Genomic DNA, 25,562 nt, shown 5'->3' on the forward strand with positions numbered 1-25,562 from the left:
GCCCGCGTCCGCTCAGGCGGGGCCGCGTGCGCTCAGCCGGGGCTCGCGTCCGCTCAGCCGGGGCTCGCGTCCGCTCAGGCGGCGGCGCGGCAGACCGCCTCGGCCAACTCGGCCGCGTAGGCGTCGGTGAGCCGGCCGGGCCCGAAGAGCAGCCCGTACCAGAGCGGCGCGTAGACCAGATCGATCAGGAAGGCGTCGTCCGGGTGCCCGACCTCGCCGCGCGTCCGGCCGCGGGCCAGTAGCTCGCCGACCACCGCGCGGCGGGGCGCGATGAGCTCCTCCCACATCCGGCGGGTGAACTCCTCGTCCTGCAGCGCCTCGGCGGCCAGCGCCCGGTTCAGCGTCCCGGCCACGCCCTGCGCGCTGCGGAAGGTCGCGGTCAGCAGCTCGCCCAGGTCGCCGCGGAGGCTGCCGGTGTCGGGGGCCGGCAACTCGACGGCGGCGAAACCGACCTGCACCTCCAGCACCACCTCGCCCTTGCCGCGGTAGCGCCGGTAGACGGTCTGCTTGGAGACACCGCTGCGAGCGGCGATGCCCTCCATGCTCAGGCCGCGGTAGCCGTTCTCGTCGACGAGCTCGACGGCCGCCCGGCGGATGGCGTCATCGACTGCGGGGTCACGGGGTCGTCCAGTCATGACAGTCACCTTACCGCTTGACATACGGTCCGTCTCGTATTGAAATAGAGATACGCAACGGACCGTATGTGAATGGGGGTCTCCGATGCGAACGTCCGGCACTTCCCGCCCGTCCCGCACCGCCCGCAGCCCGCTCCCCGCGCTGCTCTCGCTCTCCCTCGGGTACTTCACCCTGGGCACCTCCTCGTTGGCCGTGGTCGGCATCGGCGCACCGATCGGCCATGACCTGCACACCTCGCCGTCCGAGGTCGGCGTGCTGGTCAGTGTCTTCGCGCTGACCTTCGCGCTCGCCGCGCCGCCGGCTCCCGCCCTGCTGCGCCGCCTGGACCGCCGCGCGGTGCTGCTGCTCGGCCTGGGCCTGATGGCCGTCGGCGGCGCGGTCAGCGCCCTGGCGCCCTCACTGGGCGCGCTGATCGCCGCCCGGGTGCTGGCGGGGCTGGGCGGTGCGATCTTCGGGCCCGCGGCCTCGGCGGCCGGCTCGCTCCTGGTCCCCGAGGAGCGAAGGCCCCGTGCGCTGGCCACCGTCTTCGCCGGCATGACGATCGCCGCCGTGCTCGGCGTCCCGCTCTCCTCCTACCTCGGCGGCGCGCTCGGCTGGCGCTGGACACTGGCAGGCGTGGCGGGTGCCACGGTGCTCGCCTTCGCGCTGGTCGCGCTGCTGGTCCCGCCGCTGCCGGCCGGACCGCCGCCCACCCTCGCCGCCTACCGCACCGCGCTGCGCACCCCGGGCGTGCTGCCGGTGGTCGCCACCACGCTCTTCTTCATGGCCGCGCAGTTCACCGTCTACGGTGTGGCCGGCGCCTACCTGGCCGCGCGGTTCGGCCTGACGACGGGCGCGGTGACGGCGGTACTCTTCGCCTTCGGGGCGGTGGGCGTCATCGGAAACGCCTGCGGGGCCCGGGTGTTCGCCCGGCTGGGCGGCGGACGGACCATCGCGCTGACCCAACTCGGCCTGGCAGCCTCGTTCGTGGGGCTGCTGGTGTCGCCGGCCGGGCCGGTTCCCGCGGTGCTGCTCTGCGCGGTCTGGGCCTTCTTCGGCCAGCTCTACCAGGCCCCGCAACAGGCCCGACTGATCGCCCTGGCCCCCGAGCAGCGCGGTCTGCTGCTGGCCCTGAACGCCTCGATGCTCTACGTCGGCATCAGCCTCGGGAGCCTGCTCGCCAGCTCCTTCCTGCCGCGCCTGGGAGCCACCGGGCTCACCGCGCTGGCGCTGCTGCCCATGCTCCTGGGCGTACTGACCCACCTGCGGTCCAACCGCTCCCACACTGTCCGCACCACTCGTAACGCCGTTATTGGAGAAGCACTGTGACGAACACCCAGCTTGTCGCCGACTACCTTGAGACCGTCTGGAACCAGGGCCGTACCGACCTCGCCGCCACCTACATCGCCACCGACCTGCAGCAGCACAACCCCAAGCTGGCCGACGGCCGCACGGCGCTGGCCGGCCTGGTGGACGCGATCCGCGGCCAGCTGCCGCAGCTGCGCTTCGAACTGCGCCGGATCGCGGGGGAGGGTGACCTGGTCTTCGCCCACTCGCACTTCACCCCGGCGCCGGGTGCGCTGGGCATGGCGGTGGTGGACATCTTCCGGATCGAGGACGGCCTGATCGCCGAGCACTGGGACGTGAGCGAAGAGGTCCCGCAGGACACCGCGAGCGGGCGCCCGACCGTCTGACGCACCGCCTGATTCCACACCACTGCCCCACGGCCGTTCCGGTCGTGGGGCAGTGCCGTCATGGGCGACCCGTGCCGGCGGCCTCAGGCGAGGCGGCCCAGCTCGGCCGGGGTCAGCGGTCGGCCGGTGACCAGAACGGTCCACTGCCAGCTCGCATCACGCCAGCGGTGCAGGTAGGTGCGGGGATCGGAGGCCCAACCGGTTCGGTAGGGCGGATCGGTCAGCGGCTGGCGGATCAGCTGTGCGCCGGTGAAGCCGTCGGGGACGGGCACCGGGTCCAGGTCCAGCACGAGGTAGCCGGTCTCCGGGTCCCCGTCGATGGGGGAGGGCCGGTTCAGCGCACCCGGCCAAGCGGCGGGGATGGGAAGCGGACTGCTGAGGTAGTGGGCGCGGGTCCGCTCGTAGCACCGCAACTCGCCGTGGTCGGCCGGGTCGTCGACGGGCAGGGCGAAGAGGCTCTCCGGCAGCGCGGTGTGGACCAGCAGGCCGGTCAGCTCCTCGCGGTACTCAGTGCCCGGGACGTCCGCGCACAGGACGATGGGCAGTTGGCTGTCGACCACCAGCCGCAAGGCGCCGCCGATCGAAGGGCCCGGCAACTCGACTCTTCGGGCGGACCGTTGCTCCCAGCGGGTCGCCTCCCCTGTCGGCAGCAGGTCGGTTGGACCCAACTCCGGCACGATCAGCCGCGCGGGGGAAGGGGAGAAGGCCCAGGGCAGTTCCCCGCTCGGGAAGCTCAACCCGAGAGGCTGCCAAGCTCCGAAGTTGACCTCGGAGACGCTGACCCGCCCCGCGCTCTCCGTCCGCCAATGTGACGGCGGTCGGAACGCGAAGTCGAGCACCGTTTCGACCGGTTCGGCCGGCGGGTGCCCGGGCCCGTGGTCGGCACGAGGCCGGACCGCTCGGTAACGTCCGGTCAGGCAGGTGGGTGGACCGACCGTCGCCATCGATCAGTCGCCCTTGCCGGTGGTGGGGCAGAGCTTGCTGTCGGCCGCGGTGACGCACACGTCCCAGCCGCGGAACTTCTCGCCTGCGTTGCCGTCGTCCCCGAGGGCCGTCGAACCGTCAGCGAATCGGACCTTGAGGTTGACCATCGGGAACTTCACCACCCCGGTCGTCCGACCGAAACCGTGGTTGACCTCAGTGCCGTTCGGCGCCGTCCCCGAGGTGGGCCCGTCAGCCCCGTCCGCCTTCCAGGTGGCGCAGGTCTTGTCGACATCATCCGGGATGTTGACCCCGCACTCGTAGTCGTAGGAAGCGCTGAAGCCGCTGGGGCCCGACCAGGGCGAGGAGTTCAGGGTCAGGCGCCAGCGACGGGAGTCCCCACCGAAGACGTACTCCTTCAGGCCGAGCTTGACCTGTTGGACCGGGCTGCACGACGACCCGTCGCAGTGTGCGTCGATCGCCCAGACATCGGCGGAGTTGTAGATGTAGTCGGTCGCCGCACCGCCCTGGCGCAGCTTGTAGCCCCGCGGTGTGTCAGTGCGGGGGTGCGGCGAGGCGGGCGCCAACTGCTGCTGGGCGGCAGCCGGGAGCGAGCCCAGCGGGGCGCCGGATTCCGGCAGCGGTGCAGCGGCGAAGAAGCCTACCTGCTGCGTTGCCACCACATGGTCCGGTACGACGGCGTGGGCCGTCGGCGATCCGCAGGTCAGGAGTAGGGTGACCGCCCCGGCGGCGGCGAGAGGACGTGGCATGGCTGCTCTTCCCTGCGGGATCCGTGGGTGCGAGGCGCGATTGTCCGTCTCTGTATATCGCCACTGCCCGCTCGGTGACGGGCGGCGCGCCAGAGCCCGCCCGGCTCTCGGCAGTTGATCCGGCTGCCATGGCCGGCCGGCACCCGCGGCTGACGGCCGGCCGGGTACGCGCTACGCCTGCCGCTGGTAGCGGCCGGGGGTGGTGCCGAAGGCGAGGCGGAAGGCTTCGACGAAGGCGCTCGGCGAGCGGTAGCCCGCGGCGGCGGCCACGGCGGTGACCGAGCGGTCCTCGGCGAGCAGCGCGAGGGCGTGGTGCAGGCGCAGTTGGGCCCGCCACTGGGGGAAGCTCAGACCGGTCTCGCGGCGGAAGAGGCGGCTGAGGGTCCGCTCGGCGGCGCCGACCGCGGTGCCCAGTTGGGCCAGGGTGCGCGGGTCGGCCGGGTCGGCGGCGAGCAGCGCGGCGACGTCGCGCAGCCGGGGGTCGCGCGGGGCGGGCAGGCCCAGCGGCAGTTCGGGCGCCTCGCGCAGCTGCTCCAGCGTCGCGCGCTCCAGGGTGGCGCGGCCCACCGGCTCGGGGCCGGTCAGGGTGGCGATCAGCTCGCGCAGCAGCGGGGAGAGCGCGAGCACGGCGGGGCGCTCCAGGCGCAGCGGGTTCCGCTCGGGGGCGAAGGTCAGGCAGCGCAACTCGCTCCGGCCGTGGGCCTGGTGGGAGTGCGCCACGCCGGCAGGGAGCCAGACCGCGCGGTGCGGCGGGACCACCCAGCTGCCCGTGGGGGTGAAGACGCGCAGCACGCCGAGGCCGGGGCAGGCCAGTTGGTTGACGGTGTGGAAGTGCCACTCGATCCGCTCGCCGTCCGCCAGTGGCCGCCGGGTCGGGCCGGTGTCATCGTGGCGGGTTGGCGACATATCTTGGCAGAGTACCGGAAGCCCGTACCCGGTCGGCCGGGCCAGGCTGGAGGGCATGAGCAGAGACACCGCCGGCACAGCCCCCGCCAGTGCGAGTGCCGCCCGCACAGGCACCGCCCGCACAGGCACAGCCTGGCGCCGGATGCGCCTGTGGGGCCTGGCCCACGCCGTCGACGACCTCTACCAGGGCCTGGTGCCGGCCGTCGTCCCCTACTTCGTGCTCGACCGCGGCTACGGCTACGTCGCCGCCAGTGGGCTCACCCTGGCCGCCACGCTGGGCAGTTCCGTCCCGCAACCGTTCATCGGGCTGGCCGTGGACCGCTTCGCGCTGACCAGGCTGGCGCCCGCCGGGGTGGCGCTGGCGGGCCTGGGGCTGGGGCTCAGCGGGCTGGTGCACCCGTATCCGGCGGTCTGGCTGCTGGTGCTGCTGTCCGGGCTCGGGGTGGCCATGTTCCACCCGGCGGCGGGCAAGGCGGCCAGGGAGGCGGCCGGCGACAGCACGGCGGCGATGAGCGTCTTCGCGGCCGGCGGCAGCGTCGGATTCTTCCTGGCGCCGGTGCTGGCCACGCCCGTGCTGGTGGCCTGGGGCGTCGGTGCCACCGCGCTCTTCCTGCCGCCCGCGCTGCTGATGGCCTTCGTGCTGGTGCGGGCCGGCCGCCGCCGGGCCGCCCTGGCCGGAGCGGCCCGCCCGCGCACCGGTACGGACCGCTGGGCCCCGTTCGCGGTGCTGACCGCCGTCTCGGTGGTCCGCTCGGTGGTCTTCTCCGGTCTGAGCACCTTCGTCGAGCTGTACTGGCTGCGCCACCTGCACGCCTCCCAGCTGGTCGGCGGCACGGCGCTGGCCTGCTTCCTGGGCGGCGGGGTGGCCGGTACCCTCGGGGGCGGGCGGCTGGCGGACCGGTTCGGCCTGGTCCGCACCGTCCAGTTGGGCACCGCGCTGACCGTCCCGGCCCTGCTGGCCCTGCGGCTGACACCCGGTCAGCTTCCGCCGCTGCTCTTCGCGCTGCTCGCCGGAGCGGCGCTCAACGTGCCGTTCGCCGTGCTGGTGAAGCTGGGCCAGGACTACCTGCCGACCCGCCCGGGCACCGCCGCCGGGGTCACCCTGGGCCTGGCGGTGAGCGTCGGCGGCCTGGTCGCGCCGGTCTTCGGGTTGATCGCCGAGCACCACGGCCCGCAGGGTGTGCTCTCGGTGCTGTGGGCGGTGCCGCTGCTCGGGGTGGCGCTCGGCTGCTTCCTGGTGGAGCCGGGGCCGGCGGATCAGCGCGAGCCGGCCCGCACGATGGACCCGGCGGGCAGGTCCCGGTAGCGGCGCAGCGGGGAGAACCAGAGGATCAGCGCGGCCAGTGGCAGGCCCCCGCAGGTCACCCACATCGCGGTCAGCACGCCGAGGTCGGAGGCCAGCGCACCGGCGAGCAGGGCGCCGGCCGGCATCAGGCTGTAGTTGAGGAAGGCGCCGCTGGCGCTGATCCGCCCGAGCAGCTCGGCGGGCACGTAGCTCTGGGTGAAGGTGGCGCGCAGCACGTTGCCCGCCACCACGCCCATCGACACCGCGACTCCGCCGATCAGGTAGCAGAGCACCCCGGCGCCCCGGCCGGTCAGCGGGATGAGCAGCACCAGCGAGGGCAGTGCGACCTGGAAGAGCAGCACCGCGCGGGCCGTGCCGATCGCGGCGCCCACCCGGCGGGCCACCAGGGCGCCCAGGATGCCGCCGGCGCTCGCGGCACCGATCAGGCCGCCGAGCGCGCTCTCCGGCAGTCCGACCCGGTTCAGCAGGAAGAGCACCAGGATCGACTGCTGGGCCGTCAGCGCCAGGTTGGCGACGGCGCCGTTGAACAGGAAGGTGCGCAGCCAGCGGTCCCGCAGGAGGAGCCGCAGGCCCTCGCCGACCTCGCTGAGCAGGGTCGGCCGCTTGCGCTCGGCAGCGGGGGTCACCGTCTCGCGCTGCCTGATCGAGGCGGTGCAGACCAGCGAGATCACGAAGGTCGCGGTGTTCGCCAGCAGGCTGTCCACCGCGCCGAAGAGCTGGGCGAGCGTGCCGCCGGTGCCCAGGCCCACGATCTGCGCGGCCTGGGCGCTGCCCTGCAGCTTGGCGTTGCCCTCGGCCCGGTCCGACTCGGCGACCAGGGTGGGCAGGTAGGCGGTGTAGGCGGTCTGGAAGAAGACGGCGGAGGTGCCCGTGCCCAGGGCCACCAGGAGGAGCAGGAGGTAGCTCAGCAGACCCAGCGCGGCGGCGACGGGGACGGTCAGGTAGAGCAGCAGCGAGACGGCGGCCGAGGCCAGCATCACGGTGCGGCGGCGCAGCCGGTCCACCCAGGCACCGACCGGCAGGCCGAAGAGCAGCCAGGGCAGCCAGACGGCGGCGGTCAGCGCGCTGACCCGGAAGGCACCGGTGTGCAGCACGGTGACGGCGATCAGCGGTAACGCGAGGCCGGTCACCGAGGAGCCGTACTTGCCGGCCACCTCGCCGGTGAAGAGCAGCCGGAAGTCGCGGTTGCGGCGCAGCAGGTTGCGGCGCGGCCCGGCGGCGACCTCGGCGGCATCGTCGGTGGATGACGCGGCCGGGGCGGACGAGAGCTTCACTCGGACTCCTCGGTGGGCAGGGGCAGCATGGGCAGGACCTGGAACTGGATGAGCACGGGCTGCGCCTCGGCCGGCACCGGTGCCTCGGGGTCCGGGGTGTGGCGCCGGATCACCTCCAGCAGCTCGTTGCCGAGTGCCCTGAGCTGGTCGGGCGTCATCCGGACGTCGCCCCAGTCGGACATGTTCCCGGCGCCGACCCAGTCGCCGGTGGGCGGCACCGCCAGGGCCCGGGCGGCCCGCTGGAAGGTGCGCTCCAGGTAGTGGTGCCGGTAGACCGACATGGCGGCCAGGGTCTCCGGATCGGTCGTCAGCTCGCGGGTCCTGAGCACCAGGTTGCGGTCCTTACGCCGCCACCAGCGCTCACGCTTGGTGCCGCGCCCCTCCTCCTCCTCGATGTAGCCGTGCTCGGCGAGGTGGCGCAGGTGCCAGCTGACCGTGCCGGTGTTCTCGCCGAGGCGCTCGGCGAGCTTGGCCGAGGTGCTCGCGCCGTGGTCGCTGAGCAGGTCCAGGATCCGCAGCCGCAGCGGGTGGGCCAGGGCCCGCAGGCTCCGCGAATCGACGATCCGGGAGGTGGCGGAGATGGGGGGTGGCTCGTTGCTCATGCGGAGGACTCTAGCGTGCAGAGGACTCTCTGCACAGGAGAATCTGCAGAGGAATCTCTGCACCATTCGGACGCGCGCTGCGATCGAACCGTCACAGCGGCGGCGTACCGTGGCAGCTATATGAGCGACGATCGATACGACGAGTACGCCAAGGACGAGCAGCCCTACACCGAGCACGCCCAGACCCGCTGGGTGCCCGAGCCCGACAAGCGCCCCGGCCGCACCGCCTTCCAGCGCGACCGCGCCCGCGTGCTGCACTCCGCCGCGCTGCGCCGGCTGGCCGGCACCACCCAGGTGGTCGCCCCGATGCGCAGCGACTTCCCCCGCACCCGCCTCACCCACTCGCTCGAATGCGCCCAGGTGGGGCGGGAGTTGGGTGCCGCGCTGGGCTGTGACCCGGACCTGGTGGAGACCGCCTGCCTGGCCCACGACATCGGCCACCCGCCGTTCGGCCACACCGGTGAGGAGGCGCTGGACCAGGCCGCCGAGTCCTGCGGCGGCTTCGAGGGCAACGCCCAGTCGCTGCGGATCCTGACCCGCCTGGAGCCCAAGCGCTTCGCGCCGCTCGACGAGGAGCCGGCCCGGCTGGCCCCCTGGCCGGGCCGCAGTGTGGGCCTCAACCTGACCAGGGCCGCCCTGGACGCCGCCACCAAGTACCCCTGGGCGCGCGGCGGCCACCCGAGCGACCCGCGCTCGGCCAAGTTCGGGGTCTACGGCGACGACCTGCCGGTCTTCCGCTGGCTGCGGCAGGGCACCCCGCTGGACCGCAAGTGCTTCGAGGCCACCGTGATGGACTGGTCCGACGATGTCGCCTACTCCACCCACGACGTGGAGGACGGCCTGTACGCCGGGCACATCGACCCCGCCGCGCTGCGCAGCCCCACCGAGCGCGCCGAGCTCTTCAAGGTCGCCGAGCGTTACGCCCCGGGCGCCGAGCCGGAGGAGTTCGCCGCGGCGCTGGAGCGGCTGCAGGCCCAGGAGTGGTGGCCGCGCGGCTACGACGGCTCGCCGCGCGGCCGGGCCGGACTCAAGGACCTGACCAGCCAGCTGATCGGCCGGTTCTGCCTGGCCGCCGAGCAGGCCACCCGGGCCCGCTACGGTCCGGGCCCGCTGACCAGGTACGCGGCCGAACTGGTGGTCCCCACCGGAGTGCGGCTGGAGTGCGCGGTGCTCAAGGCGGTCGCTGTCCGTTACGTGATGCAGCGCGACGAGCAGGCCCAGCTGCGCGCCCGGCAGCGGATCGTGATCGCCGAGCTGGCCGAGCTGCTCGCGGCCGGCGACCCGGCCGAGCTGGACCCGGTCTTCGCAGCCCAGTACGCCGAGGCTGCCGACGACGGCGGGGCGCTGCGTGCGGTGATCGACCAGATCGCCACCCTCACCGACGCCTCCGCACTGGCCCTGCACGCCAGGCTCACCGGCTGATCGCCCGGCCGAGGCCGTAGACTTCCGGGGTGGCAGGGCGGATCAGGGACGAAGACGTGCAGGCGGTGCGCAGCGCGCTGCCGATCGACGTGGTCGTGGGCGACTACGTACAGCTCGCCAACGGCGGCGGCGGGCAGCTCAAGGGCGTCTGCCCGTTCCACGACGAGAAGTCCGCCTCCTTCTACGTCAGTCCGAGCAAGGGTCTCTTCCACTGCTTCGGCTGCCAGGAGAGCGGCGACACGATCTCCTTCCTGATGAAGATCGAGCACTTCTCCTTCGCCGAGGCCGTGGAGCGGATGGCCGCCCAGGCCAACATCACGCTCCGTTACGAAGAGGGCGGCTACTCCTCGCGCGGCCAGCAGGGCGAGCGGACCAGGCTGGTCGAGGCGCACAAGGTCGCCGCCGCCTGGTATCGCGAGCAGCTGGAGAGCCCCGAGGGCGAGATCGGCCGGAAGTTCCTGGGCGAGCGCGGTTTCGACGCCGAGGCCGCCGCCCACTTCGGCGTCGGATACGCCCCGGCCGGCTGGGAGCACCTGGTCCGCCACCTGCGTGGCAAGGGCTTCACCGACAAGGAGATCCTGCTGGGCGGCCTGGCCTCGCAGGGCCAGCGCGGCGGGCTGATCGACCGGTTCCGCGGCCGCCTGGTCTGGCCGATCCGGGACACGGCAGGCGAGGTGGTCGGCTTCGGCGCGCGCCGGCTGCGCGAGGACGACAACGGGCCCAAGTACCTCAACACCCCCGAGACGCCGCTCTACAAGAAGTCGCAGGTGCTCTACGGCATCGACCTGGCCAAGAAGGAGATCGTCAAGAGCGGCCGGGCCGTGGTGGTCGAGGGCTACACCGATGTGATGGCCTGTCACCTGGCCGGTGTCACCTCGGCGGTGGCCACCTGCGGCACCGCCTTCGCCGAGGACCACATCAAGATCATCCGTCGGCTGCTGATGGACACCTCCTCCTACCGGGGCGAGACGGTCTTCACCTTCGACGGCGACGCGGCCGGGCAGAAGGCGGCGCTGCGCGCCTTCGAGGACGACCAGAAGTTCGCCGCCCGCACCTCGATCGCGATCACCCCCGGCGGCATGGATCCCTGCGAACTGCGCCTCGCCCAGGGCGAGGAGGCGGTGCGCGAGCTGATCGCCAACCCGGTGCCGCTCTTCGAGTTCGCGCTGCGCAGCACCGTCGCCCGGCACCGGGTGGACGCCGCCGAGGGCCGGGCCGCCGCCCTGGAGGAGGCGGCGCCGATCGTCGCCAAGATCAAGGACCCGTCCATCCGGCACGAGTACGCCGTCCAGCTGGCCGGTCTGCTCGGCATCCTGGACGAGCAGTTCGTGGTCCGCCGGGTCGGCCAGATCGCCCGCTGGCAGCGCGAGTCCCCGCAGCAGCGCCAGCCGGTGCGCCGGGCCGAGCCGCAGCCGCAGGCCCCCGCCCCGCGCCCGGCGCTGCGCCTCGACTCGCGCGACCCGGCCCGGCTCGTCGAGCGCGAGCTGCTCAAACTCGCCCTCCAGACCCCGGAGCTGGTCAGCCCGGCGTTCGACCAGTACGCCGAGGAGGAGTTCCCGACCCCGCCCTACGCCGCGGTCCGCCGGGCCATCGGCAAGGCCGGCGGCACGACCTTCGGCGCGGCTGTGCCCAACTTCCTCGACCTGGTCCAGGACGCCGCCGAGAACGAGCAGATCCGCTCGCTGGTCACCGAGTTGACGGTCGAGCCGATCCGCACCCGACGCAAGCCGGACGCCATCTACGCGGGCGGGTTCCTGGTGGAGTTGCGCCGCGCGGCCGTGCAGCGCCGGGTCGAGGAGGTCCGCGGCCAGCTCCAGCGCCTGGGCAACCGGGCCACCCCCGAGCAGCTCGCCCCGGTCCAGCAGGAGTTGTGGGCGCTGCAGCAGTACGACTCCAACCTCAAGACCCGTGGCGCCGCCGGGCTGTAGCGCCTTCAGTGTGGCGTACCCCACACTGAAAGGGTCTCAGTCCGTCGGTTTTCGGGCGCGCGCGCCCGTGGAGGTGGGCCTCTTGGAGATCGTCAGAGCACCCGAGGCAGCGCCCGCCGCGGAGCCGGCCGCCGCCGGCCCGTCCGCCGGCCCGTCCGCCGGCCCGGCCACCGGCCCGGCCACCGGGCCCGATCGCGAGCCCCGGCCCGAGGAGCTCGACGACGACACGCCGCTGGTCCTGCTGGACGAGCCCACCGGCCCGGCCGCCGACCTGTTCCGCCAGTACCTGCGCGAGATCGGCCGGATCCGGCTGCTCTCCGCCGTCGAGGAGGTGGAGCTGGCCCGGCAGGTCGAGGCGGGCCTCTTCGCCGAGCAGCAGCTGAGCCGGCACGGCCTGCCGCCGGGTCCGCTGGCCGACGAGCTGGACCAGCTGGTGGTGCTCGGCCGGATCGCCAAGCGCCGCCTGATCGAGGCGAACCTGCGGCTGGTGGTCTCGGTCGCCAAGCGCTTCGTGGGCCGCGGGCTCACGATGCTCGACCTGGTCCAGGAGGGCAACCTCGGGCTGATCCGGGCGGTCGAGAAGTTCGACTACACCCGCGGCTACAAGTTCTCCACCTACGCGACCTGGTGGATCCGCCAGGCGATGAGCCGCGCGCTGGCCGACCAGGCCCGCACCATCCGGATGCCGGTGCACGTGGTCGAGCTGGTCAACCGGGTGCTGCGGGTGCAGCGCAGGCTGCTCCAGGAGCGCGGCAGCGCGCCCACCGCGGCCGAACTGGGCCTGGTCCTGGAGCTGACCGAGGCGCGGGTCCGCGAGGTGCTGCGGCTGGCCCAGGAGCCGGTCTCGCTGCACACCCCGATCGGCGCGGAGGAGGACGTGGCGCTCGGCGACCTGATCGAGGACGCCGACGCGGCCTCCCCGGTCGAGAGCGCCGCCTTCCTGCTGCTGCGCGAGCACCTGGACGCGGTGCTGGCCACCCTCGGCGAGCGCGAACGCAAGGTGGTCGAGCTGCGCTACGGGCTCATCGACGGGCGGCCGCGCACCCTGGAGGAGATCGGCGCGCTCTTCGGGGTGACCAGGGAGCGGATCCGCCAGATCGAGTCCAAGACCCTCGGCAAGCTGCGCGAGCACGCCTTCGCCGACCAGCTGCGCGGTTACCTCGACTGACGCCGCCGGGGCCGGTCGGGAGCCGGCCCCGGCAGCGACGTCAGACCGGACGGACCGGACGGACCGGACGGACCCTAGTGGTGGAAGGCGCTCTCCGCCGCCACGCCGCGGTCCTGCAGCGGGCCGGGCTGGCTGAGCAGTTCGGGCAGCAGCTTGGAGAGGTCGGCCAGCAGCATCTCCGCCAGGTCGATGGTGAACCCGTTGCGGCAGACCACCCGCAGCACCGACAGGTCGGTCCGGTTCTCCGGGAAGGTGTAGGCGGGCACCTGCCAGCCGCGCTCGCGCAACCGCCGCGAGACGTCGAAGACGTCGAAGGCCGTCACATGGTCGGCCACCGTGAAGGCGAAGACCGGCAGCTGGTCGCCCCGGGTGATCAGCCGGAACGAGCCCAGCTTCTCGATCCCGGTGGCCAAGTGCTGCGCGACGTGGCGGCAGGACTGTTGCACCGCCCGGTAGCCCTCGCGCCCCAGCCGCAGGAAGGTGTAGTACTGCGCGACCACCTCGGACCCGGGCCGGGAGAAGTTGAGCGCGAAGGTCGGCATGTCGCCGCCCAGGTAGTTGACCTTGAAGACCAGCTCCTCGGGCAGCGCCTCGTGGTCGCGCCACAGCGCCCAGCCGACCCCTGGGTAGACCAGGCCGTACTTGTGGCCCGAGGTGTTGATCGAGGCCACCCGGGGCAGCCGGAAGTCCCAGACCAGCTCGGGGTCGAGGAACGGGGCCACCATGCCGCCGGAGGCGCCGTCCACGTGCACCGGGATGTCCAGCCCGGTGCGCTGCTGCAGGTCGTCCAGCGCCGAGCAGATCTCGGCGATCGGCTCGTAGGAACCGTCGAAGGTCGAGCCCAGCACGCCCACCACGCCGATGGTGTTCTCGTCGCAGAGCGCCAGTGCCGAGGCCGCGTCCAGGTGGAAGCGCTCGCCCTCCATCGGCGCGAGCCGGCACTCCACCTCCCAGAAGTTGGCGAACTTCTCCCAGCAGACCTGCACGTTGGCGCCCATCACGATGTTGGGCCTGGCCCCGGCGTCGTAGCGCTGCTGGTTGCGGCGCATCCAGCGGCGCTTGAGCGCCAGACCCGCGAGCATGCAGGCCTCGCTGGAGCCGGTGGTGGAGCAGCCCACCGCCTGGTCGGCGGCGGGCGCGTGCCACAGGTCGGCCAGGATCGCCACGCAGCGCCGCTCCAACTCGGCGGTCTGCGGGTACTCGTCCTTGTCGATCATGTTCTTGTCGGCGCACTCGGCCATCAGCCGGTCGGCCTCGGGCTCCATCTGCGTGGTCACGAAGGTGGCCAGGTTGAGCTTGGCGTTGCCGTCCAGCATCAGCTCGTCGTGGATCAGTTGGTAGGCGATCCGCGGCGGCAGCGGCGTGTGGTGCAGCCGGTGCTTGGGCGGCGCCATCCGCATGGCTCCTATCGGATCCGCCTCGCCCAGCAGGGCGTTGACGGCCAGTCGGTGATCCGCGCTCGTGCCGCGGTGCAGCGCCATGCCTGGGACTCCTATCGCCGGGGAACCTGCCGAACCTCGGCGCCCACGCTAGGCCATCCCGGCGATCTCCGGATGGGTCTGGTCACGAACCACGCCGTACTGTTGGCGAACGGCAGCACCGAACGGCTGATCAGGGTCGGGTTCGACGGTCCGCACCTCCGGCAGCTGCCACTGCGGCGGTTCGGGCGTGCCGGCCAGCGCCCAGGCGGCCTGCCGGGCCGCGCCGCGCGCCGCGTGGTCGCCGGGCGGCGGGATCATCACCGGGACGCCGAAGATCAGCGGGGCGATCTCGCGCACCGCCGCGAGTCGGCCGACCGCGCCCAGCAGCACCACCCGACGCACCGTCACCCCCCGGGCGCGCAGCGCGTCCAGCGCGTCGGCGATGTTGCAGAGCATCCCCTCCACGGCCGCCCTGGCCAGGTGCTCGGGAGTCATCGACTCGGCCCGAAGGCCCGTCAGGGTACCGGCCGCGGTGGGCAGTCGGGGAGTGCGTTCGCCCTCCAGGTAGGGCAGCAGCACCATGCCGTAGGCCCCGGGGGAGGAGCGCAGCGCCAGCTCGCTGAGGCCCTCCAGGTCGCGGCCGAGCAGATTGGCGGTCGAGCGCAGCACCTGCGCGGCGTTGAGCGTGCCCACCATCGGCAGGTGGTGCCCGGTCGCGTCGGCGAAGGAGGAGACGGTGCCGGTCGGGTCCACCACCGGCTGGTCGTGCACCGCGAAGATGGTGCCGAAGGAGCCGAGCGAGACCACCGCGTCACCCGGCACCAGGCCCAGGCCCAGCGCGGCGGCCATGTTGTCGCCGGTGCCGGCCGAGATCAGCAGGCCCTCGGGGGTGTGCCCGGCGGGCTCGGCGGGGCCGAGCACGTCGGGCAGCCGCAGCAGCTCGTGGCCGAGCGCCAGCTTGACCAGGTCCTGCCGGTACTCGCCGGTGATCGGCGACCAGTAGCCGGTCCCGGAGGCGTCGCCGCGGTCGGTGGTGCGCCGCTGCGGGTGGCCGAGCAACTGCCAGACCAGCCAGTCGTGCGGCAGTAGCACCTCGGCGATCCGGCGGGCGTTGGCCGGCTCGAACTCGGCCAGCCAGCGCAGCTTGGCGATGGTGTAGGTGGCGGCCGGAACGGCGCCGATCGCCTCGGTCCAGGCGGCCGGCCCGCCGAGCGCGTCCACCAGCGCGGCCGCGGCCCCCGAGGAGCGCGGGTCGGTCCAGAGCAGTGCGGGGCGCACCAGCACGCCGCCCGCGTCCAGCCCGATCATGCTGTGCTGCTGGGCGGAGACCCCGATCGCCCGGACCCCTTCGAGCAGACCGCCGGTGGCCGCCTCGCCCAGCGAGTGCAGCCAGGACTGCGGGTCCGCCTCGGTGGTCCGGGCCTGCGAGGCCTCCGAGGCCGGGTGCGGCGCCTTGCCCGAGCGCAGGACGGCTCCGGTGTCGGCGTCACACGCGACGATCCGGGTGCGTAGGGTCGAACTGTCGATGCCCGCGACGATGGCCATGGGAGAGATCATGCCGCAGTCGGGGCCGCCCGCTCAGCTGTGTGCGGCAAGTGTTGCCCAGTCGGTACCGCTGCTGCTCGCTGAGCGGAGGAGCAGCTCACCGAGCGACCGTGTAGCGGCTACCCGCGCTCACCGCGGTGCTGCCGGACTACGGCCGCGCCGTCCCCCAGCTGTCGTCCTCGCCCCGGCGGCGGCCCAGGTAGGGCACGCGGTCGGAGAGCGCGTCCGGCAGCTTCTCGCCCACCTTCCCGGTGACCGCCCCAACCGCGCGGCTCGCGGCCGAACCGGCCGAGTCCTTCGCCCGCCGGGTCGCGTCCTGCACCGCCGGGTGCTCGGCCACCCGCCGAGCGGTGGCGGCGATCCGCTCATAGCGCTGCCGGCCGGCCCGGGCCCCCAGGACGTAGCCGACCGCGGCCCCCGCGACGAACGACAGCTTCCACATCTTCGGCCTCCACCCTCTTCATGCGGCGCTTGCCGCGTTGCCCTACCCGTCCTGCCCCGTGGCGAACCGCCCGGCGCGTCCCTCCAGCATCCCCGGCCGGAGCACGCCCGGCCCGCCGGGCGCGCCGAGCGGGGCGGCAGCGCGCCCCGGGGGCGACCCCGGGCCCCCGGGGCGGGGAAAGCGATTGGCGGAGCACCCCCCTGGATGCGCTAATGTATGTCCCGCAGCAAGCGCTCATCAACGCGTGCCGCGAGCAGGACAATCCCGCATAGCTCAATTGGCAGAGCAGCCGACTGTTAATCGGCAGGTTATTGGTTCGAGTCCAATTGCGGGAGCTCAAGCCAGCACACCGGCGATGACCGGCGTGCGGTGCTTGATCCAGCGATCCCCCATAGCTCAATTGGCAGAGCAGCCGACTGTTAATCGGCAGGTTATTGGTTCGAGTCCAATTGGGGGAGCCAGCTCGACGCCCTCCGGTCCGCCGGGGGGCGTTCGTCGTTCCCGGGCGGCCGTGGTCCGCTTCCCGCGTTCGCCGTCGGACCCTCAGGCGGTGGCCTCCTGGTACAGCGCCGAGACCCGGTCGTCGAAGCTCACGCTGTAGGAGACGTCCGGGCTGTCGCCGCCCTGCTGGTAGCCGCCGATCACCCCGACCAGCGCGCCGTCCGGGGTGAGCCAGGGGCTGCCGCTGGTCCCGTCCGAGAAGCCGCCGCAGTCGAACTCCTCCTGGGTGGCGCTCTGCGCGGAGGTCCGGGCCGAGCAGGTGATCGGCTGGTCGTGGTCGTTCGGGTAGCCGGTGACGGTCACCGGCAGCCCGAAGCCCCGGTTCACGCCGAGCGGGTTGCCGCCGACCGCGTCCTCGATCCGCTTCCCGGCGACCGGCTCGGTGACCAGGAAGGCCACGTCGTACTCGGGGTCGGAGCCGGTGCTCCAGTGCTGGTCGACCACCACCCGGTCCACCGGCCAGCTGCCGAGCGGGGCGGCACCGTCGCGGTAGCCGGGGGCGAAGGCCAGGCCGGTCAACGGTGCGCCGTCGGCATCGGTGACGCAGTGGGCCGCGGTGACCAGCAGGTCGCGCCCGGGGCTGTCGACCACGCTGGCGGTGCAGACGCGGCCGGCGCCGTCGTCGAGCAGCAGCACGCCGACCCGGTCGGCGCGGGTGTCCGCCGTGGCGATGGCGGCGGTCAGCAGCACGGGCCGGGGGCGCTGGGCCGACCCGAGGGGCGCGCAGCCCGCGGCGACCAGCGCGGCCGCCACCGCGGCGCCCAGTGCCGCCGAGTGCCGCCGCTCCCGCCCGGCCATCCCCCGCACCTCCAGGTCAACTCCGGAGCGCGGTCGCACCGGACGTCGGACCCAAGATCTACCAGGCGGTGGCCGCCCGACGCCAGGTCGGGTGCGGCGTCAGCCGGTCGCCCGGTCGTACAGGCTCTGCACGGCGTCGCCGAAGTAGCTGCTGTAGGAGGTGTCCGGGGTGTCGCCGCCCTGCTGGTACCCGCCGATCACGCCGACCACCGTGCCGGTCCTGGTCGCCGGGTCGAGGTCGGTCACCCACGGGCTGCCGCTGGTGCCGCCGGTGTAGTCGGGGCAGTCGATCCGCAGCTGGGTCGCGCTCTGCCGGCTGGTGGTGTTCATGCAGGTGATCGGCGAGTCCGCGCTGCTCGGGTAGCCGGTCAGCTTCACCGGCAGCTGGTAACCCTGGTCGATGCCCAGCTTGTTGGCGCCGAGCACCTGTTGCACCTGCTTGCCGCCCTGCGGCTGGACGACCGCGAAGGCGACGTCCAGGTCCGGGTTGCCGTGCTGGGCCCAGCTCTGGTCCACCGTGATCGCGGCCAGCGGCCAGACCCCGTTCGGGGCGTCCCCGCCGCGGTAGCCGGGCACGAAGACCAGGTCGGCCCGCTGCCCGACGCCCGGATCGTAGACGCAGTGCGCGGCGGTGACGATCAGGTTCTGGCCCGCGCTGTCGACCACGCTGGCGGTGCAGAAGTGGTCGCCCGAGGCGTCGTTCGTGAAGACCGCGCCGACCAGGGCGTTGACCGCGGTGGGGGCCGCGGTCCTGGTGGTGCCCTTGTGCTTGTCGAAGGCGCCCAGGAAGCGGTGCCGGTTCCAGCCGGAGCCGGCGGGGTGTCCACCGCTCGGGCCGCCGGTGCTGGGGGAGGAGGCGAGGAAGAGCGCCCCGTTCGACGGCTCGCCCGAGGAGCCGCAGCCGGTCGCCGCGATCGGGACCACCAGCGCGGCCGCCAGGCCGAGCGCCACCTTGGAGCCCCTGGCCGATCCCGCGCCGGGCCCGGGTCCGATCCGACGCGGGATGAGACACAGGAACTTACGCGCCGTCATGCGACTCCCTCCGAGGCCTGCGTGCCGCTCTGCGGCCGCCCCGGCTTCACCCGGGCGGCGGCGGACCGTCACCGGCACCCTACGGCGCCCCGGCCGCCGGCGGACGGCAGGACCGGGCCCGGGAGCGCACTCGTGGTGCGCCCCCGGCGCGCACCACGGCTGATCGACCGGATATGCTGCCCGAGGCGGCCCTGCGGGGCCGTCTGTGCTGCGAGGACCGCCACTGTGGTGGCGGTGCCGACGCGGTGAGTCGGGGCGGTAGCTCAGCCGGTTAGAGCAGGGGACTCATAATCCCTGGGTCGTGGGTTCGAGTCCCACCCGCCCTACACAAGATCCTGATGGATGATCAGAAGAATCCTGGCGCTGACCTGCGAAAACGCCCCGGTCCCTTGCGCAGATCGTAGGGCATCCGGCCGCCCAGCCCCTCATGGACACGCTGAGATTCACCCGCTAGTGGACTTCTAGTGGACACGGCGCTGACGAGTGGACATCGGACCGGCCCCCAAGCCCGGCCAGCGGCTCCCACGTCGGCAGCCGCTCAAAACCCGGCGCCATCGCGCACCCAAGCGGCGTAGCATCCTCTCGGCCGAGTACGCGAGGACGATCAAGGTCCCGCCCGGCGACGCAGGGGAGGACGAACGAAGCCCGTGATCGACCTTGAAGAACGCCTCACCCGGATCCACAACCCCGACGTGCGCCCCCTGGCGCAGGACGCCTACCGCAGCTACACCACCGGCATCCCGCGTGCAGCGATCGTCCTCACCTGGACCGCGGTGTGCGCAGACGTGATCGCCAAGGTGCAGGCCCTCAACGACGACGGCGAACCTGACGCCAGGGCTCTTGCCGAGAAGGTGGAGGAGGCACAGACTCTCGCCGGCGACAGTGACGAGAAGACGCGCCGGTCCGGCGTGGCGAAGATGCTCGAAGTCGAGCGGGAAATCCTCGACACCGCGCTCAAGCTGGAGCTGATCGACTCCTCGCAGCACGTCCAGCTGGACCGACTGCGCGAAGACCGCCACCAGAGCGCGCACCCGTCCCTGCGCCCCTTGGGCGAGCTGTACCAGCCAACCTCCGAGTACGCCCGCGCCCACCTGGTGGCCGCATTGGACGCGCTGCTGATCCATCCCCCGAGCCAGGGCCGCAAGGTCAGGGAGAGCTTCGCGGCGGCCGTCGCCGCCCCGGGCTTCGTCCTGCACCCCGCCCACCTCACCCACACCTACTTCGACCGGGTCCGCCCGGCAGCCCGCAAGCACGTAGTCGAGTTCGCCGCGAAGTTCGCCGTCCTTCAGCTCGACGCCGCCGACACCGGTCTGCCGGCGGATCAGCTGGCAGACCGGATGGCCAACTGCCTGGGCTGCTTCGCTGAGCGGGACACCGCGCTGGTCGAGCAGGCGATGGCCAAGCAGATGACGAAGCTGGGCAACGCAGTCCCGGCTGTACAGCTCGCGGCGGTCGGGCGGCTGGGTGACCTGCCCGCCTTCTGGAAGGCGGTGCCCGAGAGTCTGCGAGGGCTCTTCGAGTCCCAGATCGAGCAGATCGGCAGCAAGGGGGAGCGAGCCGCAGCATCACTCTCGGGCGCCGAGATCAAGGTTCTGGGCCTCGTTACCCATCCGGAGTTGAGGCAGGCCATGACTGCGCTGGAGAAGGCGTTCGCAGGGCTGCACTACTCCCACAGGGCGGACGTGATCAGCCGACGACCGGACGCCTACTACACGCAGCACCTGGCAGACCTCCTGACGGCGGTCCGTAGCTTCGACGACGGCGAGTTCGTGGCGAAGATGGCGGTGCTGCCTTGTGCGGCGTTCCTGGACTTGGCCACCTTGAAGACGATTCTGCGGGCGTGGTGGGACAACATCGAGTGTTGGGGTAAGCGCATGCCCGGCTACCTGGAGACGCTGTACCAGGCGACTGCCCACCTGGGCCCGGAGCGCGACGTCGTGTGGCGTGCCTACCTGGAGGAATCGCGCGATTACGAGCGCACCTACCGGGACCTCGCCAGGCGTCTTTCTCTACCCGAGCCGCCAGCGTCAGCGGCTGCGCCCTCGTAGTGCAGGAGCCTGATTCAACGGGGCGGTGACTGGTCAAGCCACCGCCCCGTTCTGACCCAGGTCAGATCGTTACCCGGTCCTTGGCCTTGGCTGCCTGGGCGGCCTTCTTCTCCCGTGCGCGGTGTAGTGCGGTCAGCCGTGCGCCGCCTGCCGGGACAGGGACCGGCGTGGGCGTCTCCTGCTGGGCGGGGACTTCGGCTGGGGTCTGCTCCGGGGCCGGGGGCGTGGGAACTGGGCGGCCCGCGCGGGGGACGATGTTGAGGGCCGCCTCGGCCTGTGCCCGCTTGGCCTCAGCGAGGACGTTCGTGTAGGTGTCCATGGTGATCTGGATGCCGGAGTGGCCGAGCTGGTCTGAGATGTCCTTCATCTCGGCTCCGCCGGCATGCGCGAGGCAGGCCGCTCCATGGCGCAGTCCGTGCAGCGTGATCGGCGGCAGATCGGCGTCCTCGATGAGCTTCTTGAATCGCTTGGTCAGGTAGTCGGGGTGGTAGCCCTTGCCGTTCTCCTGGGTGAAGACGAGGCCGCTCTCGGTCCAGGCCGCACCAGCCTTCTCCCTTTGCGCGGCCTGGCGCTCGCGCCGGTCGGCGAAGAGCCGGGCGCTCTCGGAGTCCAGGTCGATGATGCGCTCCGAGTCGGCCTTGGGAGTGGTGCCGAAGAGCTGCTTGGCCACGTACACCACTTGCTGGCTGATCGTCACCTGCATCTCATCGAGGTCAACTTCGGTCCACGGAAGGGCACATGTCTCGCCGCGGCGTGGGCCCCGCATGGCCATGAAGTGCCACAGGTCGCCCAACTCATCGTCGATGTAGTGGTCGAGGAACTGGCCGAGTAGCTGCGGGGTCCACACCATCACCTTGCTGGGGATCTCGCCGGTGGCGCGCCAGTGGGCGACACGGGCGGGGGTCCACAGCAGCGGCTTGGGAGCTTTGACCTTGGGGAGGCGCACGAGGTGCGCCCAGTTCTTCTTGATCTCTTCGGCACGGACAGCGTCTTGGAGGGCGCTGGAGAGCGTGGCGCGGATCCGGACCAGCGTGGTCGGTCCGGTGATGCGCTGCATCTTCTTGCGCTCGACGGCGAGGAGTTCACGGGCTTCGTGCCAGGAGGCACGCAGGACAGCCCGGTCGGCCTTGGCTCCCTCGCGCCACGCTTTCCGCTTCACCTCGCAGTCGGCTGTCAGGAGGGTGACGTACTCGCGGTGGACCTGGATGGTGGTGTTGCGGTCGTTGATCGCGGCGAACATCTCCACGATGTGGGACTTGCGCAGCTTCTTGCGGTCGAGGTGGCCGATGTACGGGTCGATGTGGAGTTCGATGTGCTCGCGGTACTTGTCGGTCGTGGTGAACGCCACATCGCTCTTGCTGTCGATCCAGCGTTGAAGGTACTCGGCGACTGTCTCTCGTACGCCCACGTCGAGGCCGGCTTCGTGCTCTTCCCAGACCCGCTTGCACTCCTTCGCCGCCTCGCGCTGGGTGCGGAAGCCCCCGGGGCGCATCCGGCTGCGCGCGCCGTCGGGGCCTGCGGACAGCTCAAGGTAGAAGGACCACGACCCGTGGTCGCGCTTGGCCAGGTTGGGGCAACCTGTGCCGAGGTAGCCGACCCGCTGCTTGCCGTCCTTGTCGAGGACGGGCTTGCCCTTGTCCTTGCCGCGCCGGTGGACGAGCGGCCCCTTGCACATGCACCTCTTGTACGTCCGTTCCTCGAACATGTGACCCGTTCGTCGCCTTTCACTTCGTGTTGCGATTTTTAGCGAATCGCTACTCTATGTTACTCGAATGTGCGTTCTAATTATGCCCCGAATCGGTCCCGCTGTACACGTAGAACCCTTGTCGAGCTGGGGAGTTGGCGGGGTCGGTCGCACCATTTCGAACGTGTGAGCGGTTAACGTGAACCCCTGGAAACGCGCTATCCTGAACTGTCCGTCGTCGTCTGTCACTGTTGCCAGGCGGGGCGGAGTAGTTGGCGCGGGGGAGAAACGCGACGACTCATGGACAGTGGCAAGACCGGCCAGGTCGAGGTGTGCGAGGAGCGCGGCATGACGGCGCGGGAGGTCCTGGACCTTCCGGTGACCATCAATGTCGTCACTGCGGCTCGCGCACTGGGGATGGGGCCGAACAAGGCGTACCAGCTGGTCCGAAGCGGGGAGTTCCCCGTGGACATGATCACGGTGGGCGGCACCAAGAGGGTGCTGACTGCTGCCTTGTGGAAGTTCCTCCAGCTGGACGGGCTTGCCGTGCAACGATGAACCGGAGAACGTGATGGAAGCTCTTGCATTAGCTTCCATCACGTTGTGCCCGGTAGTGATGCTGACGGGTAGGGACAGATGCCACCGAGACTGTTCGGGTTCGCCGATTTCAGCAAGAGCGCCCTTCATGACGAGGAAGCGGCGATCGTCTTCGAGCTGGCGAAGCGCCGCGCCGACGGCGAGGTCTACGCGGGCGGGGCGGTTTTCCTGGCCACCGCCGGCTTCGTGGGTACCCTCGGTGCCCCGTTCACCTCGCAGACCGTGGCCCGCCTGCTGACCAACCCCGCCATCGCCGGGTTGAAGAAGGACGCGAACGGGGACCTCGTCCCGGCAGGCCATCCCGCGATGATCCCCCCCGAGCTGTTCCGGGTGATCCTGGCGATGCACTCCGACTCCGCCAGGGCTGAACGCTCCGAGGACTACGACTACCTGCTCACCGCTGTCGACCTCACGGTGTGCGGCCGCTGCGGCGCTCCGATGGTCGGCCTGCGCTCGTCGGCGGGCAAGCCCGGCTACTGCTGTCCGGACGGACCCCGCCAGGACCGGCCCGGCAAGTGCGGCAGAGTGCGGGTGGCCGCCGACCTCTTGGAGGACCATGTCGGCGAGCAGGTCCTTGCCCGCCTCATGCTGCCCGCCACCCGTGCCGACCTGGAGAAGGCCCGCACGGTGCTCGCCGCACAGTTGGACGCCGACCGGATCCGCGTGAAGGAGATCGCCGAGTCGATGCAGGAGCTGGCGGCGATGGTGGTCCGCCGCGAACTCCAGGCCAAGGACCTGAAGAAGGCCAAGGCCGAGGCTGCGGAGGAGACCAAGACCCTCAACCGCCGCATCCGCTGGATGGAGCGGGCCGTTGCCGCACCGATCACCGGCGAGGTCGAGGAACTGGTCGCGTGGTGGAACTCCGCGCCCACCGAAGCCCGTTCGGGTCTCGCACTGCTCATGCTCCACCGCATCGACATCCACCCCGGCGGTCAGGGAGTGCGCAGCATCAAGCCCGGCAGGGTCGTGCTGTGGTGGCGCAACGAGGCCCCTCCGGCGCCGATCGTGCTGGCGGAGTGAGCACCGCGCCGTGACACGCCGGCGCGGTGAGGTCACCGCCGCGGCGTGGAGAGCAGGGGACGGGGGCGGGATACGGAGCTGAGGGTCAGCCCCAGGAGCGAGCACAGCATGAACAGGCCCGCGCAGACGGTGCTCAGGGTCTTCTCGATCCCCAACTGCCATGCGTGGCCGAGGAACTGGTAGGCCAGAAGATACGAGGCCTCGCTGCCGGTGTAGACGACGCACGCCAAGCCGCCGAAGGCTACGCTCGCCTGCCCGAGAGCCAGAGGCCGGTGGCCGGCGCGGGCGTTGTCGATGACGATTCTGCCCGCGTCCCAGAACAGGTTCGAGCCGACCCATAGTCCGTAGAGGTAGATGATCAGCAGGTAGGCGACGACGCCGCGGTCGTCGGCGAACGAGGTGGTGAAGTCGAGGCCGTGCCGGTTGGCGGCGCTGAACACGGTGATGGCCGTGGCTGCGACCAACGCGGCCACGGCCAGGCGCAGGAGCGCGGCCCTGCGCCGGCAGCCCTCGTAGTGGGTCCATTCCGTCATCGCGGCCCGCAGCCCCGCGCACAGGCCCACACCGCACAGGTGGGAACTCAGACGGCTCACATTCTCAACGCCGGTCGCATGTTCAAGGCCCTGGTCGATGGCGGGAACCGCGCACAGGCTCCCGATCGTGCACAGGGCCGCCCCTATGGCGAGGCTCCAGGGGAGATGCTGTGCGGGGGCCCGGCGCGCTGAGCGCAGGGTCGCCAGGCCGAACATCAAGGTGCTGATTAGTGCCGCTCCGGCGGTGACGCTGAAGATCTCTGCGTCCACGTCTCGTATCACCACTCGCTTCATGTGAGCCGACACGCGCCGGTGTCGGCTCTCCTAGTCGTACAGGGAGTACATGGACTGGCGACTCGCTTCGGCGGACTCTGCCCGGGACATCCGTCCGCGACGCCTGGGGTCCGGGCGCGTGGGGGCTTCGGGGAGGGTGGGCGGCGTGGCGTTGACGGCCATGCCTCGGACTTCGCACAGGGCGCGAGCCGCCTGAAGCAGCCCGTCGGCGCCCGATTCGCCGAGGGGGGCGATGATGCGAAGCGCCTCTCTGACCTTCTCGTGTGCGTAGTACACCTCCAGCGACTCCAGGTCGTGGGAGCCCGGGAGGAGGTATGCAGGCGGACAGTCGAAGGCTTGGGCCAGTCCGAGAATCGTACGGCACGGCGGGTTGGTCTTGACCCCACTGAGAGTGGCGTGAATCACGGTGTGGTCAATGATCGGATTGCCGGTTCCGTCATTTGTCCTCGAAGCGAGGACGCGTGTACTCGGCGGACTTCCCCCGCGAATGGTGAGGCGCCTGCGCAGGAGATCCAGCTTCGCTGCGAGGCTGCCCGGGGCAGGCCCGGATATGGCCGACATAAGTGATCCTTTCCTGCGGGTGCGCGGCGCCCTGCGGGAGAGTTTCTGTTGTCGGACGCCAACGGGAGCGTACCCCGCTTCGCGGTTATTCAGATTTTGACAGCTTGAAGATCGACATGCAAGCTAGGCGCGGGCCGCCAGCTACCCGGGGGTCACATAGGTCCCCTGCGGTCAAGCAGTCGGGGGGCCGGTTCCCGTGCGGTCGGCGGTCACGACTGCGAGTGCCAAGGGGGTTGACGTGACGATCGACCGCGCCGGCGCCCAGTGGGCGTACGCGGAGCAGCACCGAGGGTCTGCCGTGCCCAGGCGGGCCGATTTTAGCGCCCCGGCCAGCTGTCCCGCCGCGGTGGTCTGCCCGTCGGCCATGGATCGTCGCAGGTCGGCCGTGGTGTCGGCGCCGCTCCTTGTACGCGGGGGCCGGTGACATGGCAGTCACCAGTGCGGGCGTCCTTCGGGCGCTCGCGGAGATGCGGCGCGCCG

General features: G+C 71.7%; 22 protein-coding genes and 3 tRNA genes. 12 read left to right on the forward strand and 13 right to left on the reverse strand.

Annotated elements, in window-relative coordinates; all coding sequences use genetic code 11:
* Positions 1–74: 74 nt before the first annotated feature.
* Positions 75–635: a TetR/AcrR family transcriptional regulator gene (locus tag OG455_RS27015; RefSeq protein ID WP_266297989.1), complete on the reverse strand. Its 561-nt coding sequence runs from the start codon at positions 633–635 to the stop codon at positions 75–77.
* Positions 636–720: 85 nt separating this feature from the next.
* Here OG455_RS27015 and OG455_RS27020 point away from each other — a divergent pair, with 85 nt between their 5' ends.
* The gene (locus OG455_RS27020) at positions 721–1,944 is read left to right on the forward strand and encodes an MFS transporter (RefSeq protein ID WP_266297991.1); all 1,224 of its coding nucleotides are present in this window, start codon (positions 721–723) and stop codon (positions 1,942–1,944) included.
* Positions 1,941–2,309, forward strand: coding sequence for a nuclear transport factor 2 family protein (locus OG455_RS27025; RefSeq protein ID WP_266297993.1), 369 nt, complete (start codon positions 1,941–1,943; stop codon positions 2,307–2,309). The genes OG455_RS27020 and OG455_RS27025 overlap by 4 nt, the downstream gene beginning before the upstream one ends.
* A gap of 83 nt (positions 2,310–2,392) precedes the next feature.
* On the opposite strand, the gene OG455_RS27030 is transcribed toward OG455_RS27025, so the two are convergent.
* From OG455_RS27030 to OG455_RS27040, 3 genes are all read right to left on the reverse strand, one after another.
* Positions 2,393–3,046, reverse strand: a complete 654-nt coding sequence (locus tag OG455_RS27030; RefSeq protein WP_266297995.1) for a hypothetical protein — start codon at positions 3,044–3,046, stop codon at positions 2,393–2,395.
* A 210-nt stretch (positions 3,047–3,256) separates the two neighbouring features.
* A complete protein-coding gene (locus OG455_RS27035; RefSeq protein WP_266297997.1) occupies positions 3,257–4,000 on the reverse strand; it encodes a hypothetical protein in 744 nt (247 codons plus the stop codon).
* A 171-nt stretch (positions 4,001–4,171) separates the two neighbouring features.
* Entirely contained in the window at positions 4,172–4,906 is a 735-nt protein-coding gene (locus OG455_RS27040; protein ID WP_266297999.1) for a helix-turn-helix domain-containing protein, read from the reverse strand.
* A 55-nt stretch (positions 4,907–4,961) separates the two neighbouring features.
* Between OG455_RS27040 and OG455_RS27045 the strand changes: the two genes are divergently transcribed.
* Positions 4,962–6,212 (forward strand): MFS transporter, encoded by a 1,251-nt coding sequence (locus OG455_RS27045; protein WP_323185581.1) that lies wholly within the window; start codon positions 4,962–4,964, stop codon positions 6,210–6,212.
* Here OG455_RS27045 and OG455_RS27050 read toward each other — a convergent pair.
* Complete coding sequence (locus OG455_RS27050; RefSeq protein WP_266298001.1) at positions 6,164–7,486, reverse strand: MFS transporter; 1,323 nt, start codon at positions 7,484–7,486, stop codon at positions 6,164–6,166. The genes OG455_RS27045 and OG455_RS27050 overlap by 49 nt on opposite strands.
* Entirely contained in the window at positions 7,483–8,088 is a 606-nt protein-coding gene (locus tag OG455_RS27055) for a transcriptional regulator (protein WP_266298003.1), read from the reverse strand. Before OG455_RS27055 ends, OG455_RS27050 begins: the two co-directional genes overlap by 4 nt.
* Positions 8,089–8,208: 120 nt before the next feature.
* On the opposite strand from OG455_RS27055, the gene OG455_RS27060 reads away from it, so the two are divergent.
* The 3 genes from OG455_RS27060 (at position 8,209) to OG455_RS27070 (ending at position 12,606) form a co-directional block, all read left to right on the forward strand.
* On the forward strand, positions 8,209–9,510 hold the full coding sequence (locus OG455_RS27060; protein ID WP_266298005.1) for a deoxyguanosinetriphosphate triphosphohydrolase: 1,302 nt from the start codon (positions 8,209–8,211) through the stop codon (positions 9,508–9,510).
* Positions 9,511–9,539: 29 nt separating this feature from the next.
* Complete coding sequence (dnaG, locus tag OG455_RS27065) at positions 9,540–11,438, forward strand: DNA primase (RefSeq protein WP_266298007.1); 1,899 nt, start codon at positions 9,540–9,542, stop codon at positions 11,436–11,438.
* Positions 11,439–11,505: 67 nt separating this feature from the next.
* Positions 11,506–12,606: an RNA polymerase sigma factor gene (locus tag OG455_RS27070; protein WP_266298009.1), complete on the forward strand. Its 1,101-nt coding sequence runs from the start codon at positions 11,506–11,508 to the stop codon at positions 12,604–12,606.
* Between the two features lie 74 nt (positions 12,607–12,680).
* On the opposite strand, the gene OG455_RS27075 is transcribed toward OG455_RS27070, so the two are convergent.
* The 3 genes from OG455_RS27075 to OG455_RS27085 all read right to left on the reverse strand — a co-directional run bounded on the left by OG455_RS27075 (position 12,681) and on the right by OG455_RS27085 (position 16,014).
* Positions 12,681–14,087: a glutamate decarboxylase gene (locus OG455_RS27075; RefSeq protein WP_266298011.1), complete on the reverse strand. Its 1,407-nt coding sequence runs from the start codon at positions 14,085–14,087 to the stop codon at positions 12,681–12,683.
* 48 nt (positions 14,088–14,135) lie between these two features.
* The gene (locus tag OG455_RS27080; RefSeq protein ID WP_266298013.1) at positions 14,136–15,572 is read right to left on the reverse strand and encodes an FGGY family carbohydrate kinase; all 1,437 of its coding nucleotides are present in this window, start codon (positions 15,570–15,572) and stop codon (positions 14,136–14,138) included.
* Between the two features lie 148 nt (positions 15,573–15,720).
* Entirely contained in the window at positions 15,721–16,014 is a 294-nt protein-coding gene (locus tag OG455_RS27085; protein WP_266298015.1) for a hypothetical protein, read from the reverse strand.
* Between the two features lie 262 nt (positions 16,015–16,276).
* Here OG455_RS27085 and OG455_RS27090 point away from each other — a divergent pair.
* Together OG455_RS27090 and OG455_RS27095 are read left to right on the forward strand one after the other, a co-directional pair.
* Positions 16,277–16,349, forward strand: a tRNA-Asn gene (locus OG455_RS27090).
* A 50-nt stretch (positions 16,350–16,399) separates the two neighbouring features.
* Positions 16,400–16,475: transfer RNA gene (locus tag OG455_RS27095), tRNA-Asn, on the forward strand.
* Between the two features lie 82 nt (positions 16,476–16,557).
* On the opposite strand, the gene OG455_RS27100 is transcribed toward OG455_RS27095, so the two are convergent.
* Together OG455_RS27100 and OG455_RS27105 are read right to left on the reverse strand one after the other, a co-directional pair.
* Complete coding sequence (locus OG455_RS27100) at positions 16,558–17,313, reverse strand: serine protease (protein ID WP_266298017.1); 756 nt, start codon at positions 17,311–17,313, stop codon at positions 16,558–16,560.
* A 99-nt stretch (positions 17,314–17,412) separates the two neighbouring features.
* A complete protein-coding gene (locus tag OG455_RS27105; RefSeq protein WP_266298019.1) occupies positions 17,413–18,345 on the reverse strand; it encodes a serine protease in 933 nt (310 codons plus the stop codon).
* 252 nt (positions 18,346–18,597) lie between these two features.
* Here OG455_RS27105 and OG455_RS27110 point away from each other — a divergent pair.
* Together OG455_RS27110 and OG455_RS27115 are read left to right on the forward strand one after the other, a co-directional pair.
* Positions 18,598–18,671, forward strand: a tRNA-Ile gene (locus tag OG455_RS27110).
* 321 nt (positions 18,672–18,992) lie between these two features.
* Positions 18,993–20,393, forward strand: a complete 1,401-nt coding sequence (locus OG455_RS27115; protein ID WP_266298021.1) for a hypothetical protein — start codon at positions 18,993–18,995, stop codon at positions 20,391–20,393.
* A gap of 61 nt (positions 20,394–20,454) precedes the next feature.
* Here the strand turns inward: OG455_RS27115 and OG455_RS27120 are convergent, their stop codons facing one another.
* Positions 20,455–22,068: a tyrosine-type recombinase/integrase gene (locus OG455_RS27120; protein WP_266298024.1), complete on the reverse strand. Its 1,614-nt coding sequence runs from the start codon at positions 22,066–22,068 to the stop codon at positions 20,455–20,457.
* A gap of 309 nt (positions 22,069–22,377) precedes the next feature.
* On the opposite strand from OG455_RS27120, the gene OG455_RS27125 reads away from it, so the two are divergent.
* Complete coding sequence (locus tag OG455_RS27125; protein ID WP_266298026.1) at positions 22,378–22,635, forward strand: DNA-binding protein; 258 nt, start codon at positions 22,378–22,380, stop codon at positions 22,633–22,635.
* A 78-nt stretch (positions 22,636–22,713) separates the two neighbouring features.
* Complete coding sequence (locus tag OG455_RS27130) at positions 22,714–23,694, forward strand: recombinase zinc beta ribbon domain-containing protein (RefSeq protein WP_266298028.1); 981 nt, start codon at positions 22,714–22,716, stop codon at positions 23,692–23,694.
* Between the two features lie 32 nt (positions 23,695–23,726).
* On the opposite strand, the gene OG455_RS27135 is transcribed toward OG455_RS27130, so the two are convergent.
* Entirely contained in the window at positions 23,727–24,497 is a 771-nt protein-coding gene (locus tag OG455_RS27135; RefSeq protein WP_266298030.1) for a hypothetical protein, read from the reverse strand.
* Positions 24,498–25,562 lie beyond the last annotated feature (1,065 nt).

Source organism: Kitasatospora sp. NBC_01287 (genome assembly GCF_026340565.1).
GTDB lineage: Bacteria > Actinomycetota > Actinomycetes > Streptomycetales > Streptomycetaceae > Kitasatospora.